This window comes from Streptomyces sp. NPDC043861, assembly GCF_056435905.1.
Window position 1 is genome coordinate 25691 of sequence record NZ_JBWKDP010000012.1, and the last position, 17045, is coordinate 42735.

Below are 17045 nucleotides of genomic sequence, written 5' to 3' on the forward strand. Positions count from 1 at the left end.
CGGTCAGTCCTTCAGCTCGAGGACGCCGGACAGTCCCGTGCCCCTGGCCGGAGTGCCGCCGAGTTCGGCGTCGTCGGCTATGCGTCCGTCGAAGAAGCTGATCACGCGGTCGGCGGCGCTGGCCAGCCGCGCGTCATGGGTGACGAGCAGAATGGTCTGGCCGCGCTGGTGGAAGCGGGAGAGCAGCCGCATCACCTCACGGGTGCCCTTGCTGTCGAGGCTGCCCGCGGGTTCGTCGGCCAGCAGCAGCCGCGGATGGTTGACGAGCGCCCTGGCGAGCGCCACACGCTGCTGCTCACCACCGGAGAGCTCGCCCGGCATGCTGCGCGCCTTGCCCTCGAGGCCCAGCTCGGCCAGCAGCTTCTCGCGCTCGGCACGGGCCTGCTTCGGGCCGGTCCCGGCGAGCAGTGCGGGAAGTTCCACGTTGTCGGCGACCGTCAGGTTCGAGACCAGGTTGAAGAACTGGAAGACGATGCCGATCCGGCGCCTGCGCTCCGTCGCCCAACGGGCCTCGCTGTAGTCGTCCGTGCACTCGCCGTCGAGCCAGATGCTGCCGCTGTCCGGCCGCTGCAGCCCGCCGAGCAGATGCAGCAGGGTCGACTTGCCGGCGCCCGACGGCCCGCTGACGGCCACGAACTCGCCGTGCCGTACGGAAAGATCGACTCCGCGCACGGCATGGGCGGGTGCACCTTCACCGTGGTGGGTCTTGACGAGTCCTTCCGCGCGCAGCAGAGGGACTGTCCCCGGGCCGGTGGCGGCCCGGTCGGCGGCGCGGCTCATTCCAGCCCCTCCAGCTCCTCCTGGCAGCGCTCCAGCCAGTCCAGGTCGGCCTGCAGGTGCAGCATGGCTCCCTCGATCAGCAGGTGTGCGATGCGGTTGTCCCGGTTCTCGGTCGCGGAAAGCTTCGACAGATTGCGCATGGTGTTGAGGTACTCACGCCGCTGCTTGTTGATGAGGGCGATCTGGTCGGCGAGTCCGGTCTGCTGCGCGAGCGCGAGCTTCATGAAGAACTCGTCGCGGATCCGTGGCTCGTCCGCCGTCTCCTCGAACCAGGCGCGCAGCGCCTCCGTCCCGGCGTCGGTGAGGCGGTAGACCTTCTTGTTGGGTCTGTTCGACTGGGCGACGTCCTCGCCCTCGATCAGCCCCGATTTCTCCAGCCGGCCCAGCGTGACATAGATCTGGCCGACGTTCGGCTGAGGGTACGCGGCACCCAGCAGTTGCTCAAGGTCCTGCTTGAGTTCATAGCCATGGGCCGGGCCCCGGGAGAGGAGAGCCAGGAGGGGCAACCGCACTCGTGCTCTCCTCCCTCCGCCATGCCGGCAGTGTGCGTGCCGGGAGCAGTGCCGGCGGTTGTCGTAGTGTGGTCCGGATCGCTCTCGTCATCCGATACCGGCCCTAGTATCGCCCATGCCTAACGGGTATACATGCCCCTACGCCGGACGACGATGCCCGGGGGCCGATGTACTGGGAGGAACCTATGCGGTGGATACGTGCCGCGGGTAGGGGTCTCCTTGTCGCGGCGGTCGTACTGGCGGGGTACGTGTCGTCGGGTACGCATGCCGGGAGCACGCCGCAGGGCGGTGCGTCGGGCAGCGGGCGCGGGCCCATGACGCTGGCCACGGCCGGCGATCTCACCGGCTATCTCGGCCCGCTCCTCGAAGGCTGGAACCGTGACCGTCCCGGCGAGAAGGTCACCCTGGTGGAGTTGCCGGACTCGGCGGACGAGACCCGCGCCCAGATGACCACCGAACTACGGCCGGGCGGCGGCCGGTTCGACATCCTCAACATCGATGTCGCCTGGACCTCGGAGTTCGCCGCGGCGGGTTGGATAGCCCCGCTGGAGTCGCGGCGGTTCCCGCTGAACAGTTTCCTGCCGCCGGTCGTCGACACGGCGACGTACGAGGGGAAGCTGTACGCCGTCCCCTACGTCACCAACGCCGGGATGCTCTACTACCGCAAGGACATCCTGGAGCGGGAAGGCGAGAGCCCGCCCCGCACCTGGGCGGATCTGGAACGCCAGGCGAGGACCATCGCCCCCGGGTACGGCATCGGCGGCTACGCGGGCCAGTTCCTGCCGTACGAAGGACTGACCGTGAACGCCACCGAGGCCGTGTACTCGGCCGGAGGGACGGTACTCGGTGACGACGGCCGGGTGACCGTGGACTCGGCCGCCGCCCGCTCCGGCATCGGGTTCCTCGCCCGCGGGGTGCGCGACGGCTGGATTCCGAAGGAAGCGCTCGCCTTCAAGGAGGAGGAGTCCCGGCAGGCCTTCCAGGACGGCCGGCTGCTCTTCCTCCGCAACTGGCCGTACGCGTACGCCGGCGCATCCGCAAAGGACTCCAGGATTGCGGGGAAGTTCGGCGCGGTACCCCTGCCGGGCCCCGAGGGGGCCGGCACCAGCGTCCTGGGCGGCTCCAATCTCGCGGTCAGTTCGAGCGCACGCCATCCCGAGTCGGCCAACGACCTGATCGCCTATCTCACCAGCGGTCCGGTGCAGCGCAAGGTGCTCACGGAGGGCGCTCTGCCGCCCGTGAGGGCCGAGCTGTACCAGGACCCGGAGCTCGTTCGGGACCATCCGTATCTGCCCGCGCTGCGCGCGAGCGTACTGGCGGCCGCTCCGCGCCCGAAGAGCCCGCGCTACGAGCAGGTGAGTCTCGCGATGCAGGCCGTGATGCACGACGCCATGGCGCAGCACCAGGAGCCCGCGGCAGCGGTACGCCGGCTGGCCGCCGAACTGGCCGCCATCGCCCGTCGCGGCTGAGTCCGACCCTTTCTACTTACACGTTAGGTATCCACGTCGGACGCTTCTGCGCCCATGGGGTGGATATAGACGGGCAAATCACCCCACTTCTGTTCCGCTTTCTGCATGACCGTTGACACCCTCTCGTCACGCCTACTTAACATGCATGCATAACCGCTGGCCGCCTCTTGGCCGCGGACACCCCTTCGTGCAGAAACAGGTCAACGGGTGACGCTCACAGCCCCGGCCGGCGACGGCCTCTCGCACCGCGGCGCGGACCGCCTCACGCAGCACCACTGGTGGCGTGACGCGGTCATCTACCAGGTCTACGTCCGCAGCTTCCTCGACAGCACCGGTGACGGCATCGGCGATCTCGCCGGGGTCCGCGCCGGACTGCCGTACCTCAAGAAGCTCGGCGTGGACGGCATCTGGCTGAGTCCCTTTTATCCGTCGCCGCAGCACGACCACGGCTACGACGTCGCCGACTACTGCGACGTGGATCCGGTCTTCGGCGATCTCGCCGAGTTCGGCCTGCTGATCGCCGACGCACACCGGCTCGGCATCAAGGTGCTGCTCGACATCGTCCCCAACCACTGCTCCAGCGAGCACGACTGGTTCCGCGAGGCCCTGGCCTCGCCTCCGGGCAGCGAGGCACGCGCCCGTTTCCACTTCGCCGAAGGCCGCGGTCCCGGAGGGGACGTGCCGCCGAACAACTGGCACGCCATGTTCGGCGGCCCCGCCTGGAGCCGGGTCACCGAGCCGGACGGCACCCCCGGCCAGTGGTATCTGCACATGTTCACGCCCGAGCAGCCCGACCTCAACTGGCGCAGCCCCGAGACGAGCGCGCACTTCGACCAGGTCCTGCGCTTCTGGCTGGACCGGGGGGTCGACGGCTTCCGTATCGACGTGGCCGCGGGGCTCTTCAAGCACCCCGAGCTGCCCGACTCCCCCGACCCGGAGGCCGACGCCCGCACCCGTGACTCGGTGAACCCGCTCGCCTGGAACCAGCCCGAGGTCCACGACGTGTGGCGCCACTGGCGGTCGGTGTGCGAGGACTACACGGCACGGGACGGCCGTGACCGGCTGCTCGTCGGTGAGGTCTCCGTACCGACCGCGCGCGAACACGCCCAGTACGTGCGCCCGGACGAACTGCACCAGGCGTTCTTCTTCGACCTGCTCGGAGCGTCCTGGGACGCGGACGCGTTCCGCAAGGTGATCTCGGACGCGATGCAGGACATCGCGGGCACCGGTTCGACCGTCACCTGGGTCCTCAACAACCACGACCAGGTCCGCACCGTCACCCGCTACGGAGAATCCGGTACGGAGGGCAGTGGGCTCGGGGCGGCCCGGGCCAGGGCCGCCGCGCTGCTGATGCTGGCGCTCCCGGGGGCCGCATACATCTACCAGGGCGAGGAGCTCGGTCTGCCCGAGGTCGTCGACCTTCCGGACGAGGTCCTCACCGACCCGATCTTCCGGCGCACGGGGAGCCGCGCGCGGATCCGTGACGGCTGCCGGGTCCCGTTGCCGTGGTCGGGCCACGCCTCGCCGTTCGGGTTCACCTCGGGTGCCGAAGGAGCCAAGCCCTGGCTGCCTCAGCCGGGGTGGTTCGCCGAGCACGCCACCGACCGCGCACTCGCCGACACCCGCTCGTTCTGGCACCTCTACCGCGACGGACTGCAGCTGCGCAGGAGCCTGCCCCAGCTGGGTGAGGGCACCCTGCGCTGGCTCGAGTCCGCACCGGGCGTCCTCGCCTTCGTCCGGGGCGACGGACTCGTCTGTGCCGTCAACTTCGGCACCGCCCCCGTGCCCGCCCCGGTCGCAGGTGCGCCACTGCTGTCCAGCGGGCCCTGCCCGAACGGCGTACTGCCCGGATCCACCGCCGCCTGGTGGATCAGCGACTGCACCAACCCGTGATCCCCGACCGCCGAACCTCCGTCCGTTCCTCCGCTCACAAAGGAAGATCCACGATGACGCGACGCATCACGCTTGCCAGCTGCACGGCCCTGACCCTCGCCCTCGCCGCCACCGCCTGCGGCGGCGGCCCCGTCACCACCGCGAAGGACGGTGACAAGTCCCTCGACGGCCAGACGATCACCGTCGCGGGCGTCTGGTCCGGCGCCGAGCAGAAGAACTTCCAGAAGGTGCTGGACGCCTTCACCGCCAAGACCGGGGCCAAGACCCAGTTCGTCTCGACCGGTGACAACGTCTCCACCGTCGTCGGCAGCAAGATCGAGGGCGGAAACGCACCCGATGTGGTGATGGTCCCCCAGGTCGGCGTGCTGAAGCAGTTCGCCGAGAACGGCTGGCTCACTCCGCTCTCCAAGACCGCCGAGAACTCCGTCGACACCAACTTCGCCAGCGTGTGGAAGCACTACGGCAGCGTCGAGGGCGACCTCTACGGGGTGTACTTCAAGGCTGCCCACAAGTCGACCGTCTGGTACAGCCCCGACGCCCTCGACCAGGCGGGGGTCAAGGCACCGAAGACGTACGCGGACATGCTGAAGGCGGGACGGACCGTCTCGGACTCGGGGCTGCCCGCCTTCGCGGTCGCCGGTGAGGACGGCTGGACGCTCACCGACTGGTTCGAGAACATCTACCTCTCCCAGGCCGGCCCCCAGATGTACGACCAGCTCGCCACCCACGCGATCGAGTGGACCGACCCGAGCGTGGTCAAGGCCCTCACCACCCTGGGCAAGCTCTTCGCCGACAAGGAACTGATCGCGGGCGGCCAGAAGGGCGCGCTGAGCACCGACTTCCCGGGCTCGGTCGAGAAGGTCTTCGGGCCCGAGCCCGAGGCGGGCATGGTCTACGAGGGCGACTTCGTCGCCGGTGTCGCCAAGGACCAGTTCGGCAGGAAGATCGGCGAGGACGCCGCCTTCTTCCCCTTCCCGGCGGTCGACGGCGGCAAGGCGCCCGTCGTCAGCGGCGGCGATGCGGCCGTGGCGCTGGAGAAGGGCAAGAACAAGAAGGCCGCCATGGCGTTCCTCGAATACCTGTCGACGCCCGAGGCGGCCGCCGTCTGGGCCAAGGCGGGCGGATTCCTGTCTCCCAACAAGAAGCTGGACCTCGCCTCGTACGGCGATGACACCACTCGTCAGACCGCCAAGTCGCTGCTCGACGCCGGTGACTCCGTCCGCTTCGACATGTCCGACCAGGCACCCGCGGCATTCGGAGGCACCAAGGGAGCGGGCGAGTGGAAGCTCCTCCAGGACTTCCTGCGCGACCCGTCGGACCCGAAGGGAACCGCGGCCAAGCTCGAGGACGCGGCGGCCAAGGCGTACAAGGGCTGACGTCATGACCTCTGTCACCGCCCCCACCCCTGAGACCGCCGACCGGCCTCGGCCCGCAAGGGCCGCTGATCCCCGGCGCCGTGCCAAGCGGCGCCGGCGGATCATCGCCGTCGCGTTCGTCCTGCCCGCGCTGCTGCTCCTCGGAGCTCTCGTCGTCTACCCGGTGCTGTTCTCGGTCGGCCGGAGCTTCTTCGATGCCGGCGGCACCCGTTTCGTCGGCGGCGAGAACTATGCCGAGATGTTCAGCGATCCGGCGACCCTCAAGGCCATCCGCAACAGCGCCATCTGGGTGGTCGTCGCACCCACCCTGCTCACCGGCCTGGGCCTGATGCTGGCCGTGCTGGTGGAGAAGATCCGCTGGGCCACGGCGTTCAAACTGCTGCTGTTCATGCCGATGGCGGTGTCCTTCCTCGCCGCGGGCATCATCTTCCGGCTCGCGTACGAGGAGGATCCCGACAAGGGCGTGCTGAACGCGGCTGTCGTCGGGGTGCACGATGCAGTCGAGGGCACGTCCTCGTACCCGTCCGCCCGCGCCCGGGACGGGCAGGGGCTGACGAAGGACGAGGACGGGTCGTACACGACGTCGGAAAAGGTGTCCCCCGGAAGCCGCAGCGTCAGCCTCGGGCTCGTCGGTGTACCGCCCAAGGAACTGCCCGCGGACACAAAGCCGGCGGCCACCGCCGCCTCACGGCAGGCGGAGGCCCGCGAGCTGCTCGGTGTGGTCTATCTGGACTTCACCCCCGGCGGGGGCGGTGAACAGGGACGGGTCGACGAGGCCGAGAGCGGACTGCCGAAGATGGCGGTCGAGGCGGTGCGTGACGGCAAGGTACTCGCCACGGCCACCACCGCGGCCGACGGCTCCTTCCGCTTCCAGGACCTGGACCCGGGCTCGTACAGCGTGCGACTGCCCGCGAGCAACTTCGCCCAGCCCTACGAAGGTGTCTCCTGGCTCGGCCCGGCGCTGGTCACCCCGGCCATCATCGGGGCGTACCTGTGGATCTGGACCGGCTTCGCCATGGTGCTCATCGGCGCGGGCCTGTCCGCACTGCCCCGGGACGCTCTGGAGGCGGCGCGGATGGACGGGGCCAATGAGTGGCAGGTGTTCCGCAAGATCACCGTCCCCCTGCTCGCTCCCATCCTGACCGTGGTGTTCGTGACCCTGGTGATCAATGTGATGAAGGTCTTCGACCTCGTCTACATCATCGCGCCCGGACCGGTGCAGGAGGACGCCACCGTGCTGGCCACCCAGATGTGGCTGGTGTCCTTCGGTGGCGGCAACAACCAGGGCCTGGGCAGCGCGCTCGGTGTACTGCTCCTGCTGCTGGTGATCCCCGCCATGGTCTTCAACGTCCGCCGTTTCCGCAGGAGCCAGTCATGAGCGCCACCGTCACCGACCCGATCGTCGCGAAGGAGCCGGGGGGCGACACCGGCCGGCCCGCACGCCGCAGGCGCTCCCGCGGCCGGCTCGGCAGGTGGCTCGGCAACGGAGTGGTCCAGGCGTTCCTGGTCGTCGTCGGGCTCGTCTGGATCACCCCGCTCGCCGGTCTTCTGCTCTCCTCGCTGCGCTCGGCGCAGGACAACGCGGGCAGCGGCTGGTGGACGACTCTGACCAGCCCGGGGCAGCTGTCCTTCGACAACTACTCCGCCCTCCTCGGCAACGCGGGGATGACGCAGGCGTTCTGGAACACCGTGCTGATCTCGGTGCCTGCCACCACTCTGGTCATCGTCATCGCGGCGCTCGCCGGCTATGCCTTCGCCTGGCTGGAGTTCCCCGGCAGGGACTGGCTGTTCCTGCTGGTGGTGGCGCTTCTGGTGGTGCCGGTCCAGGTCGGTCTGCTGCCGGTGGCCAAAATGTTCGGCCAATTGGGGCTGTTCGGCACGATCCCGGGCGTGGTGCTCTTCCACGTCGCGTACGGGCTCCCGTTCGCGATCTTCCTGCTGCGCAACTACTTCGCCGACATACCGCGCGAAATGCTGGAAGCGGCACGGATGGACGGGGGCAGCGAGTGGCGCATCTTCACCCGTCTGATCCTGCCGGTGGGGCGTCCGGCGATCGCGAGTCTGGCGATCTTCCAGTTCCTGTGGGTCTGGAACGACATGCTCGTGGCCCTGCTCTTCGCGGACAGTTCCTCACAGCCCCTGACGGTCGAACTTCAGTCCCAGGTGCGTCAGTTCGGCAGCAATATCGATGTGCTCGCGCCGGGTGCCTTCCTTTCCCTGATCGTGCCGGTGGTGGTCTTCTTCGCCTTCCAGAAGCACTTCGTACAGGGAGTCATGGCGGGCTCGGTCAAGTAGCCCTCACAGGACCGCGGCCAGGTGCCGCGCCACAAGGCTCCGCCGGTGCTCCACGGGGGAAGCACCGGCGGAGCCGATGTGATGCAGGAGCAGTACTGCGCGACTCAGCGGTACAGCAGCGCCTTCATGGCCGCCATCAGTGTCGCCTCGGGGTCGGACTCCGCTCCGACCGACCGCCATGCCATGAACCCGTCCGGCCGGACCACGACGGCCCCTTCGTCCGACGCCCCGTGCAACTCGGCCCAGTCGAAGCCGGTTTCGGGGATCAGATCGGCGTCGGGGCCCTCACCCACGAGGTAGGCGTCCAGAGTGCACGAGAGCCGGCCGGCGACGGCCGCGGCGGCCTCGCACCATCGCCGGCCGCCGGGGCCGGTCAGCAGTACGTACGAGCGCTCGTAGAGGTCCAGCGTGGAGATACGGCGTTGCGTACCGGGCCGGTGCAGCCACATGTGCGGGGCCCTGCTGCCGGGCTGACCGACGAGTGTCAGCCCCGGGGGGACGACGGCCATCTCGGGGTCGGCACCCAGAACGGCGCCGCGGGGGTAGCGATAGCCCATCGCCACGGCCAGCATCCCGCCCGGGCTTCCGCCGGGACCGCCGGCGATGCTCGGACCGCCCGGACCGCCCGCACCCGGACCACCGGGCCTGCCCGCACCCGGACCTCCCGGACCGCCGGGCCTGCCCGGACCACCCGCACCCGGACCACCGGGACCACCAGGACCGCCGGCACCCGGACCACCGGGACCACCGGGCCTGCCCGGACCGCCAGGACCACCCGCACCCGGACCACCGGGACCGCCCGGACCACCCGCACCCGGACCACCGGGACCGCCTTCACGGCCCGCAACCGATGACGGGTCGTACCCCGGGTGGCTGTGCTCCTCCGACCTGCTCGAGGCGCGCGCACCGGTCGCCCTGGCCACCGGCAGCCGCTCGGCCTCGTAGGTCTCCAGCAGCCCTGGGCCTGCGGAGCCGTCCAGGACCAGCGCGAGCTTCCAGGCCAGGTTGTGCGCGTCCTGGATGCCGGTGTTCGAACCGAACGCCCCGGTCGGGGACATCTCGTGACAGGAGTCGCCGGCCAGGAAGACCCTGCCCGACCCGTACCGCTCGGAGACACGCTCGGCGGCGTGCCAGGGGGCCTTCCCGGTGATCTCGACGTCGATGTCCGGGGCCCCGGTCGCCTTGCGGATGTGGGCGATACAGCGTTCCTCGGTGAAATCCTCCAGCGTCTCGCCCTTGTCGGGCTGCCAGGGCGCGTGGAAGACCCAGTTCTCCACGTTGTCCACCGGCAGCAGGGCACCGTCCGCCTCGGGGTTGGTCAGATAGCAGACGATGAAGCGCCGGTCGCCGACGACATCCGCGAGCGCGCGCGAGCGGAAGGTGACGCTCACATTGTGGAACAGGTCGCCGAGACCGGTCTGGCCGATGCCGAGCTTCTCGCGCACGGGGCTGCGAGGGCCGTCGGCGGCGATCAGATAGTCCGCCCGTACGGTCCTGAGGCGGCCGGAATCGCGGTCCTCGATGACGGCGGTGACACCTTCCGGGTCCTGTTCGAACGACTTGAGTTCGGTGGAGTACCGCAGGTCGCCACCGTTCTTGCGGGCGCACTCCAGCAGGACGGGTTCCAGGTCGTTCTGGCTGCACACGCACCAGCCGGCGGGGCTGATCCTGGCCAGTCCGTCTCCCGGGTCGATCTCCTTGAGCAGCCACTCGCCTTCGTCGCCGACGAGTGACGGCGTCTGGAGGATGCCGTGGTTGCCCGCGAGTGCGGACGCGGCCTCGTGGATGAGCGGCTCGGCTGCTGCCACCCGGAACAGCTCCATCGTGCGGACGTTGTTGCCGCGTCCGCGCGGGTGCCTCGAAGTGCTCGCATGCCGTTCGACGAGCATGTGCCCGACGCCGAGCCGGCCGAGGAACAGCGATGAGGACAGGCCCACCAAGGAGCCGCCCACGATCAGGACCGGTACGCGGTCGTCGAAGTTTTCTTCCATCAGTAGCTCCAGCTCCAGCCGCCGGTTGGTGGGGGGAATGGAGTTTCTCTGCCCTTGCGGGAGCGGCTCGATCGCCCCTTCACCCGCTTGGTTCACACATCTCGCGCCACCCGTGGTATCGGCACACGATCGAATCCGGACAGCCACATCGTGTGTGCGGTGAGCGGCCGTCCATCTGCGTCGGACCTCTTACTCCGAACCCCGGAGAGCCGGCTCCGTCCACAACTGTGGCGGCTTCACTGTCTCGAAGGAGATGCGTGGAAAATGACAACTCTGTCGGAACGTATATCTCAGTCGGCCTTCGACGGCTCCAGGCTGCGGGTCGTGCTGCTGGTGGATCTTCACGACGGCGCGCAGCAGCAGTTCCTCGCTGCGTACGAGCACATGCGCAACCAGGTGGCGTCGGTGCCGGGCCATCTCAGTGACCAGCTGTGCCAGTCGATCGAGAACCCCTCGCAATGGCTGATCACCAGCGAGTGGGAGAGCGCCCCGCCGTTCATCGAATGGGTGAACAGCGAGGAGCACGTCGACGTGGTCCGGCCGCTGCACAGTTGCGTACGGGACACCCGTTCCCTGCGCTTCAGCGTCCTCCGCGAAACGGGCAAGATCCACACCGAGGCCCGTGCCGCGGAGCTCGGCGGTGCTTTGCAGCCCTCCGCACGGATGGGCGACGGTGTGGTCCGCCACGCCCTCACCTTTACCGTCAAGCCGGGCAGCGAGGCGGTGGTCGCCGAGATCCTGGCGAACTACAAGTCACCCGAGGCCCGGGTCGATGACAACACCCGGTTGCGCCGTACCACCCTGTTCATGCACCGGAATCGAGTCATCCGGGCCGTCGAGGTGCAGGGCGACCTTCTCGCCGCACTGCGCCATGTCGCCCGTCAGCCCGAGGTCCAGGCCCTCGAGGAAGCCATCAACCCCTATCTGGAGCAGTACCGCGACCTCAACGACCAGGAGTCGGCGCGGATGTTCTTCACCCGGTCCTCACTGCCGGCGGTGCACCATCTGGCGGCCGTCGGCAGCGAACACCCGGATGTGAAGCGGCATGCGCTGTACTACCCGGCCAAGCCTGGCTGCGGTATGGCTCTGGCCAGGCTGTTGGCCCGTCAGGACGAGGAGGCGGCCAACGAGGGCTCCGGGGTCATCGAGAGCAGCACCATCTTCCTGCGCGACGACATCGTGATCCGACTCGTCGACGTGCGCGGCGGGCTCGACGCGGAGCCGCTGCGGGCAGGAGGAGCGCACGGACCGCGCAAGGTGGCCATGCTGGCCCGCCTGCTCAACGGCGACGCGTTCGACGGCGGTTCATCGGCGACGGAAGAGAACATGCTGCGCTTCCTCACACGCGCCGAGATGCGCCTGATCACCGACCGTCGGGCCCCTGCGGGCCCCTGAACCGCCCGTCCGGCGCCGAGCGGTGCGGTGCGCCAAGGCATCTCGGCACACCGCACCGCCGGCTCAACGTCACACGGCCACGTGGAGGAACCACTCATGACCACACCCCATCGCATCGTCGACCTCAGCGAGACCCAGCCCAACACCAAGCGCGGCGGCGATCTGCGCGCCATGCTCACGCCCACCACGGTGGGCGCCACGAGCGGCTTCATGGGTCTCGCCATCGTGGAGCCCGGCGATCGCATCGGTGAGCACTACCACCCGTACTCCGAGGAGTTCGTGTACGTCGTCAGCGGGGCACTCGAAGTGGACCTGGACGACGAGACGTACGTGCTCCGGCCGGACCAGGGGCTGCTGATCCCCCCGTACATGCGGCACCGGTTCCGCAACGTGGGCAGCGCGGAGGCCCGGATGGTCTTCCACCTGGGTCCGCTCGCCCCGCGTCCGGAGCTCGGACACGTCGACACCGAGGAGACGCCGGCCAGGGAGGGTGCCGCAGAGCGTCGGCCGCCCGAACGGACAAGGACGGCCTCATGACCCGGCGGGTAGCAGTCACCGGCGTCGGCATAGTGGCGCCGGGAGGCGTGGGCATACCGGCGTTCTGGGATCTCCTGTCCAACGGCCGCACGGCGACCCGGGGCATCACGCTCTTCGATCCCCAGGGGTTCCGCTCGCGCATCGCCGCCGAGTGCGACTTCGACCCGGCGGCCCACGGGCTCGAGGCACAGCAGATCCAGCGCGCGGACCGGTACGTCCAGTTCGCGATGGTCGCCGCGCGGGAGGCCCTGCGCGACGCCGGGCTCGACCCTCAGAGCGAGGACCCCTGGCGCGTCGGGGTGTCCCTGGGCACCGCGGTGGGCGGTACCACCCGGCTGGAGCACGACTACGTCAAGGTCAGCAGCTCCGGCCGGCGCTGGGACGTGGACCACAGCGAGGCGGAGCCGCATCTGCACCGGGCCTTCTCGCCCAGCGCCCTCGCCTCCGAAGTGGCCGAACAGACGGGCGCCCAGGGCCCGGTGCAGACCGTCTCCACCGGCTGCACCTCCGGTCTCGACGCCATCGGGTACGCCTTCCATGCGATAGAGGAGGGCAGGGTCGACGTCTGCATCGCCGGGGCGTCGGACTCGCCGATATCCCCCATCACGGTGGCCTGCTTCGACGCGATCAAGGCGACCTCCGCGAACAACGACGACCCCGCCCATGCCTCCCGTCCCTTCGACGCGAACCGGGACGGATTCGTGATGGGCGAAGGCGGAGCCGTTCTCGTCCTGGAGGAGCTCGAACACGCGCGAGCCCGCGGTGCGACGGTGTACTGCGAGATCGGCGGCTACGCCACCTTCGGCAACGCGTACCACATGACCGGTCTCACCCGGGAGGGCCTGGAAATGGCCCGCGCCATCGACACGGCGCTCGACCACGCGCGCATCAACGGGTCGGACATCGACTACGTCAATGCGCACGGATCGGGCACGCAGCAGAACGACCGGCACGAGACCGCAGCCGTCAAGGAATCGCTCGGAGCGCACGCCTACAAGGTGCCGATGAGTTCCATCAAGTCCATGGTGGGTCACTCGCTCGGCGCCATCGGGGCGATAGAGATCGTCGCCTGTGTGCTGGCGATGGCCAACCAGGTGGTGCCGCCGACGGCGAACTACGAGACCCCCGATCCCGAGTGCGATCTCGACTATGTGCCACGCACCGCGCGCGCCCTCAAGCTGCGCAACGTGCTCTCGGTCGGCAGCGGATTCGGCGGATTCCAGTCCGCCGTGGTCCTGACCCGGCCAGGAGGGAGGACACGATGAGTCCTCGGCAGGACCGGCGTCCGGTCATCACCGGAATGGGTGTCGTCGCCCCCAACGGAGTCGGCACCGACGCCTTCTGGAAGTCCACACGGGAGGGCCTCAGCGTCCTCGACCACATCACCCGGGAGGGTTGCGAGCACCTTCCGGTCCGTGTGGCCGGTGAGGTGCGGGGCTTCGAGCCCGAATCAGTAGTCGAGGAGCGCTACCTCGTCCAGACCGACCGGTTCACGCATTTCGCCATGGCCGCGGCCGACATGGCGCTGGCCGACGCACGGATCACTCCCGCCGACTACGCGGACTCGCCGTTCGGCGTGGGCGTGGTCACGGCAGCCGGGTCCGGTGGCGGCGAGTTCGGCCAGCGTGAGCTCCAGCGGCTGTGGGGACAGGGGTCACGCTATGTGGGCCCCTACCAGTCCATTGCCTGGTTCTACGCGGCGAGCACCGGCCAGATCTCGATCCGCGGCGGGTTCAAGGGCCCGTGCGGTGTCGTGGCCAGTGATGAGGCGGGCGGTCTGGACGCCATCGCACACGCAGGCCGGGCGATCGTACGCGGGACCGACGCCGTCGTCATCGGCGCGGCCGAGGCACCGCTCGCGCCGTACTCACTCGTCTGCCAGCTCGGCTACCGGGAACTCAGCATGGGCGAGGATCCGGAGCGGGCCTATCGGCCGTTCACCCCGAGCGCCTGCGGTTTCGTACCGGCGGAAGGCGGCGCGATGCTCGTGGTCGAAGCGGAGTCGGCGGCCCGCGACCGTGGTGCGGCGGTAAGGGCGGTGGTGGCGGGCCACGCCGCGACGTTCACCGGAGCCTCCCGGTGGCAGCAGTCGCGGGAAGGGCTGGCCCATGCGATCCGCGGGGCCCTTGCCGACGCCGAGTGCGCCCCCGAGGAGATCGATGTCGTGTTCGCGGACGCGCTCGGCATCCCGGAGGCGGACCGGGCCGAGGCACTGGCCATCGCCGACGCGCTGGGTCCGCACTGCACCCGGGTGCCGGTCACGGCTCCCAAAGCCGGTACGGGCCGGGCGTACTGCGGTGCCCCGGTGCTGGACACGGCCGCCGCGGTGCTCGCCCTGCAGGACGGGCTCGTCCCGCCCACGCCCAATGTCTCCGACGTGTGCCACGACCTGGAAGTGGTGACCGGCAGGGCCCGCCCCGCCGAGCTGCGCACGGCCCTGGTGCTGAGCCGAGGACTCATGGGCTCCAACGCGGCGCTCGTGCTGACGCGCGGCGCCGACAACCCCTCGTGAGAAAGAGGACCCCTCATGACCACGCAAATCACCAAGCTGACCATCGAGGAGCTGGCCGCTCTGATGAAGAAGGGCGCCGGTGTGACGGTCGACCCCACGGAGATGGGCGGCCGGCCCGAAGCACGGTTCGACGAGTACGGCCTCGACTCGCTCGGCCTGCTGGGCATCGTGGGCGAGCTGGAGAACCGGTACGGCCGGGCTCTGCCCCCTGACGCGGACCGCTGCAAGACCCCCCGCGAATTCCTCGACCTCGTCAACAACTCCCTCATGGCTGGAGCCTGAAGTGTCAGGACACACCGAGAACCAGATCACCATCGACGCGCCCCTTGATCTCGTCTGGGACGTGACCAACGACATCGAGAACTGGCCGCAGCTGTTCAGCGAGTACGCGAGCGTCGAGATCCTCGAACGCGAGAACGACGCGACGACGTTCCGTCTGACCATGCACCCCGATGAGAACGGCAAGGTCTGGAGCTGGGTCTCCGAGCGGGTCACCGACCGCAAGGGCCTGACGGTCCGCGCCCGCCGCGTCGAGACCGGCCCCTTCCAGCACATGGACATCCGCTGGACGTACAAGCAGACGCCGAAGGGCGTCCTGATGCACTGGACCCAGGACTTCGCGATGAAGCCGGACGCCCCGGTCGACGACGACTGGATGACCGACAACATCAACCGCAACTCGAAGGTCCAGATGGAACTGATCAGAGACAAGATCGAGCAGCGCGCCCGCGCACGCCAGGCCGTGTCGGTCAGCACCGACTGACCCACCGCCGATCCACACCAACCGAAGGGACCCTCCCTGATGCACCAGGCTCTGATCGTCGCCCGTATGGCACCGGACTCGGCCTCCGACATCGCCAAGGTGTTCGAGGCATCCGACCAGGGCGAACTGCCGGACCTCGTCGGGGTCACCCGGCGCAGCCTGTTCCAGTTCGGCGATGTGTACCTGCATCTGATTGAGGCCGACCGCCCGCCCGGGCCGGCGGTCGCCAAGCTGGTGGACCACCCCGAGTTCCGGGACATCAGCGACAGACTGTCCGCGTACGTGAGTGCGTACGACCCGAAGACCTGGCGGAGCCCGAAGGACGCGATGGCCCACGAGTTCTACCGGTGGGAGCGCGGCGCATGATGCGCGCGGCGTGACGCGTACGACGAGTCGCCGGCCCCGCGCGAGGAACGCGGAGCCGGCGAGGGGGTTTCCAGGTGGGGAACGGGGACGGGGGGAGTGCCGTCAGGCGGGGGTGATGCTCTCGACGGCGTGCAGATAGGGGTTGACCGGCCGGACGTCACCGACGATGAGGCCGGCGTCCGCCATCCGGCTGATCATGCTGTCCTTGGTGTGCTTCGCGCCACCGACGTTGAGGAGCAGCATCAGGTCCATCGAGGTGGTGAACTTCATCGAAGGGGTGTCGTCGACGAGGTTCTCGATGACCACGACCCTGGATCCGGGGCGGGCCACCTCGACCACGTTCCGCAGGGTTCTGCGGGTGCTCTCGTCGTCCCACTCCAGGATGTTCTTGATGATGTAGACGTCTGCATCCACCGGGATGGCCTCACGACAGTCGCCGGGGAGGATGCGCACGCGCTCGGCGAGCGAACCTCCGTCACGCAGCCGGGGATCGGCATTGGCCACCACACGGGGCAGATCGAGGAGCGTTCCTCGCATATGGGGGTACTTCTCCAGCAGGCTCGCCAGGACGTGCCCCTGCCCACCGCCGATGTCCGCGACCGTCGTCACCCCGGTGAGGTCGAGAAGCTCGGCGACATCGCGGGCGGACTGCATGCTGGAGGTGGTCATCGCCTGGTTGAAGACGTGGGCCGATTCCTGCGCGTCCTCGTGCAGGTAGTCGAAGAACCCCTTTCCGTACAGCCGGTCGAACACACTGCTGCCCGAGCGGACCGCCTCGTCGAGAAGGGGCCAGGCGTCCCAGGTCCAGGGCTCGGTGCACCACAGGGAGATGGAACGGAGACTGTGCGGGTCGTCCTCGCGCAGCAGCCGGGACATCTCGGTGTGCGCGAAGCGGCCGTCCTCCTTCTCCTCGAAGATGCCGTAGCAGGTAAGGGCACGCAGCATCCGCCGCAGCGCCCGCGGATCGGCGTTCACGGAGGCTGCCAGCTCCTCGGCGCCCGCGGGGGTGTCGCCGAGCGCGTCGGCGACACCGAGCCTCGCGGCAGCGCGCACGGCGGCGGCACAGGCCGCCCCGAAGACGAGCTCCCGCAGCCGCATGGACGGGGGCGTGGCGGCCTCCTGCGGCGTGGTGGTGCTTACGGTCGTCATACCGCCT

The 17045-nt window shown here is 69.2% G+C and carries 16 protein-coding genes; 12 read left to right on the plus strand and 4 right to left on the minus strand.

Annotated elements, in window-relative coordinates:
• Window positions 1–3 precede the first annotated feature (3 nt).
• Together AC068D_RS25330 and AC068D_RS25335 are read right to left on the minus strand one after the other, a co-directional pair.
• Entirely contained in the window at window positions 4–780 is a 777-nt protein-coding gene (locus tag AC068D_RS25330; RefSeq protein WP_478825344.1) for an ABC transporter ATP-binding protein, read from the minus strand.
• Complete coding sequence (locus AC068D_RS25335; protein ID WP_478825345.1) at window positions 777–1292, minus strand: PadR family transcriptional regulator; 516 nt, start codon at window positions 1290–1292, stop codon at window positions 777–779. The genes AC068D_RS25330 and AC068D_RS25335 overlap by 4 nt, the downstream gene beginning before the upstream one ends.
• Window positions 1293–1477: 185 nt before the next feature.
• On the opposite strand from AC068D_RS25335, the gene AC068D_RS25340 reads away from it, so the two are divergent.
• The 5 genes from AC068D_RS25340 to AC068D_RS25360 all read left to right on the plus strand — a co-directional run bounded on the left by AC068D_RS25340 (window position 1478) and on the right by AC068D_RS25360 (window position 8325).
• Window positions 1478–2761 carry an ABC transporter substrate-binding protein gene (locus AC068D_RS25340; RefSeq protein WP_478825346.1) on the plus strand — a complete coding sequence of 428 codons (1284 nt, stop codon included), beginning with the start codon at window positions 1478–1480 and terminating at the stop codon, window positions 2759–2761.
• 207 nt (window positions 2762–2968) lie between these two features.
• Window positions 2969–4654: a glycoside hydrolase family 13 protein gene (locus tag AC068D_RS25345; protein WP_478825347.1), complete on the plus strand. Its 1686-nt coding sequence runs from the start codon at window positions 2969–2971 to the stop codon at window positions 4652–4654.
• A 53-nt stretch (window positions 4655–4707) separates the two neighbouring features.
• Window positions 4708–6030, plus strand: a complete 1323-nt coding sequence (locus AC068D_RS25350; RefSeq protein WP_478825348.1) for an ABC transporter substrate-binding protein — start codon at window positions 4708–4710, stop codon at window positions 6028–6030.
• A 4-nt stretch (window positions 6031–6034) separates the two neighbouring features.
• Complete coding sequence (locus AC068D_RS25355; protein WP_478825349.1) at window positions 6035–7408, plus strand: ABC transporter permease; 1374 nt, start codon at window positions 6035–6037, stop codon at window positions 7406–7408.
• Window positions 7405–8325 carry a carbohydrate ABC transporter permease gene (locus AC068D_RS25360; protein ID WP_478825350.1) on the plus strand — a complete coding sequence of 307 codons (921 nt, stop codon included), beginning with the start codon at window positions 7405–7407 and terminating at the stop codon, window positions 8323–8325. Before AC068D_RS25355 ends, AC068D_RS25360 begins: the two co-directional genes overlap by 4 nt.
• 104 nt (window positions 8326–8429) lie before the next feature.
• Here AC068D_RS25360 and AC068D_RS25365 read toward each other — a convergent pair whose 3' ends face one another.
• A complete protein-coding gene (locus tag AC068D_RS25365; RefSeq protein ID WP_478825351.1) occupies window positions 8430–10316 on the minus strand; it encodes an FAD-dependent oxidoreductase in 1887 nt (628 codons plus the stop codon).
• A gap of 264 nt (window positions 10317–10580) precedes the next feature.
• On the opposite strand from AC068D_RS25365, the gene AC068D_RS25370 reads away from it, so the two are divergent.
• The 7 genes from AC068D_RS25370 (at window position 10581) to AC068D_RS25400 (ending at window position 15889) form a co-directional block, all read left to right on the plus strand.
• Window positions 10581–11711, plus strand: coding sequence for a SchA/CurD-like domain-containing protein (locus AC068D_RS25370; RefSeq protein ID WP_478825352.1), 1131 nt, complete (start codon window positions 10581–10583; stop codon window positions 11709–11711).
• Window positions 11712–11807: 96 nt separating this feature from the next.
• Window positions 11808–12248 (plus strand): cupin domain-containing protein, encoded by a 441-nt coding sequence (locus AC068D_RS25375; protein ID WP_478825353.1) that lies wholly within the window; start codon window positions 11808–11810, stop codon window positions 12246–12248.
• Window positions 12245–13513: a beta-ketoacyl-[acyl-carrier-protein] synthase family protein gene (locus tag AC068D_RS25380; protein ID WP_478825354.1), complete on the plus strand. Its 1269-nt coding sequence runs from the start codon at window positions 12245–12247 to the stop codon at window positions 13511–13513. Before AC068D_RS25375 ends, AC068D_RS25380 begins: the two co-directional genes overlap by 4 nt.
• Entirely contained in the window at window positions 13510–14760 is a 1251-nt protein-coding gene (locus AC068D_RS25385; RefSeq protein WP_478825355.1) for a ketosynthase chain-length factor, read from the plus strand. The genes AC068D_RS25380 and AC068D_RS25385 overlap by 4 nt, the downstream gene beginning before the upstream one ends.
• Window positions 14761–14775: 15 nt before the next feature.
• Window positions 14776–15042: an acyl carrier protein gene (locus AC068D_RS25390; RefSeq protein ID WP_478825356.1), complete on the plus strand. Its 267-nt coding sequence runs from the start codon at window positions 14776–14778 to the stop codon at window positions 15040–15042.
• A gap of 1 nt (window position 15043) precedes the next feature.
• On the plus strand, window positions 15044–15523 hold the full coding sequence (locus tag AC068D_RS25395; protein ID WP_478825357.1) for an SRPBCC family protein: 480 nt from the start codon (window positions 15044–15046) through the stop codon (window positions 15521–15523).
• Window positions 15524–15562: 39 nt separating this feature from the next.
• A complete protein-coding gene (locus tag AC068D_RS25400; protein ID WP_478825358.1) occupies window positions 15563–15889 on the plus strand; it encodes a TcmI family type II polyketide cyclase in 327 nt (108 codons plus the stop codon).
• Between the two features lie 102 nt (window positions 15890–15991).
• Here AC068D_RS25400 and AC068D_RS25405 read toward each other — a convergent pair whose 3' ends face one another.
• Window positions 15992–17038 (minus strand): methyltransferase, encoded by a 1047-nt coding sequence (locus AC068D_RS25405; RefSeq protein ID WP_478825359.1) that lies wholly within the window; start codon window positions 17036–17038, stop codon window positions 15992–15994.
• Window positions 17039–17045: the final 7 nt, after the last annotated feature.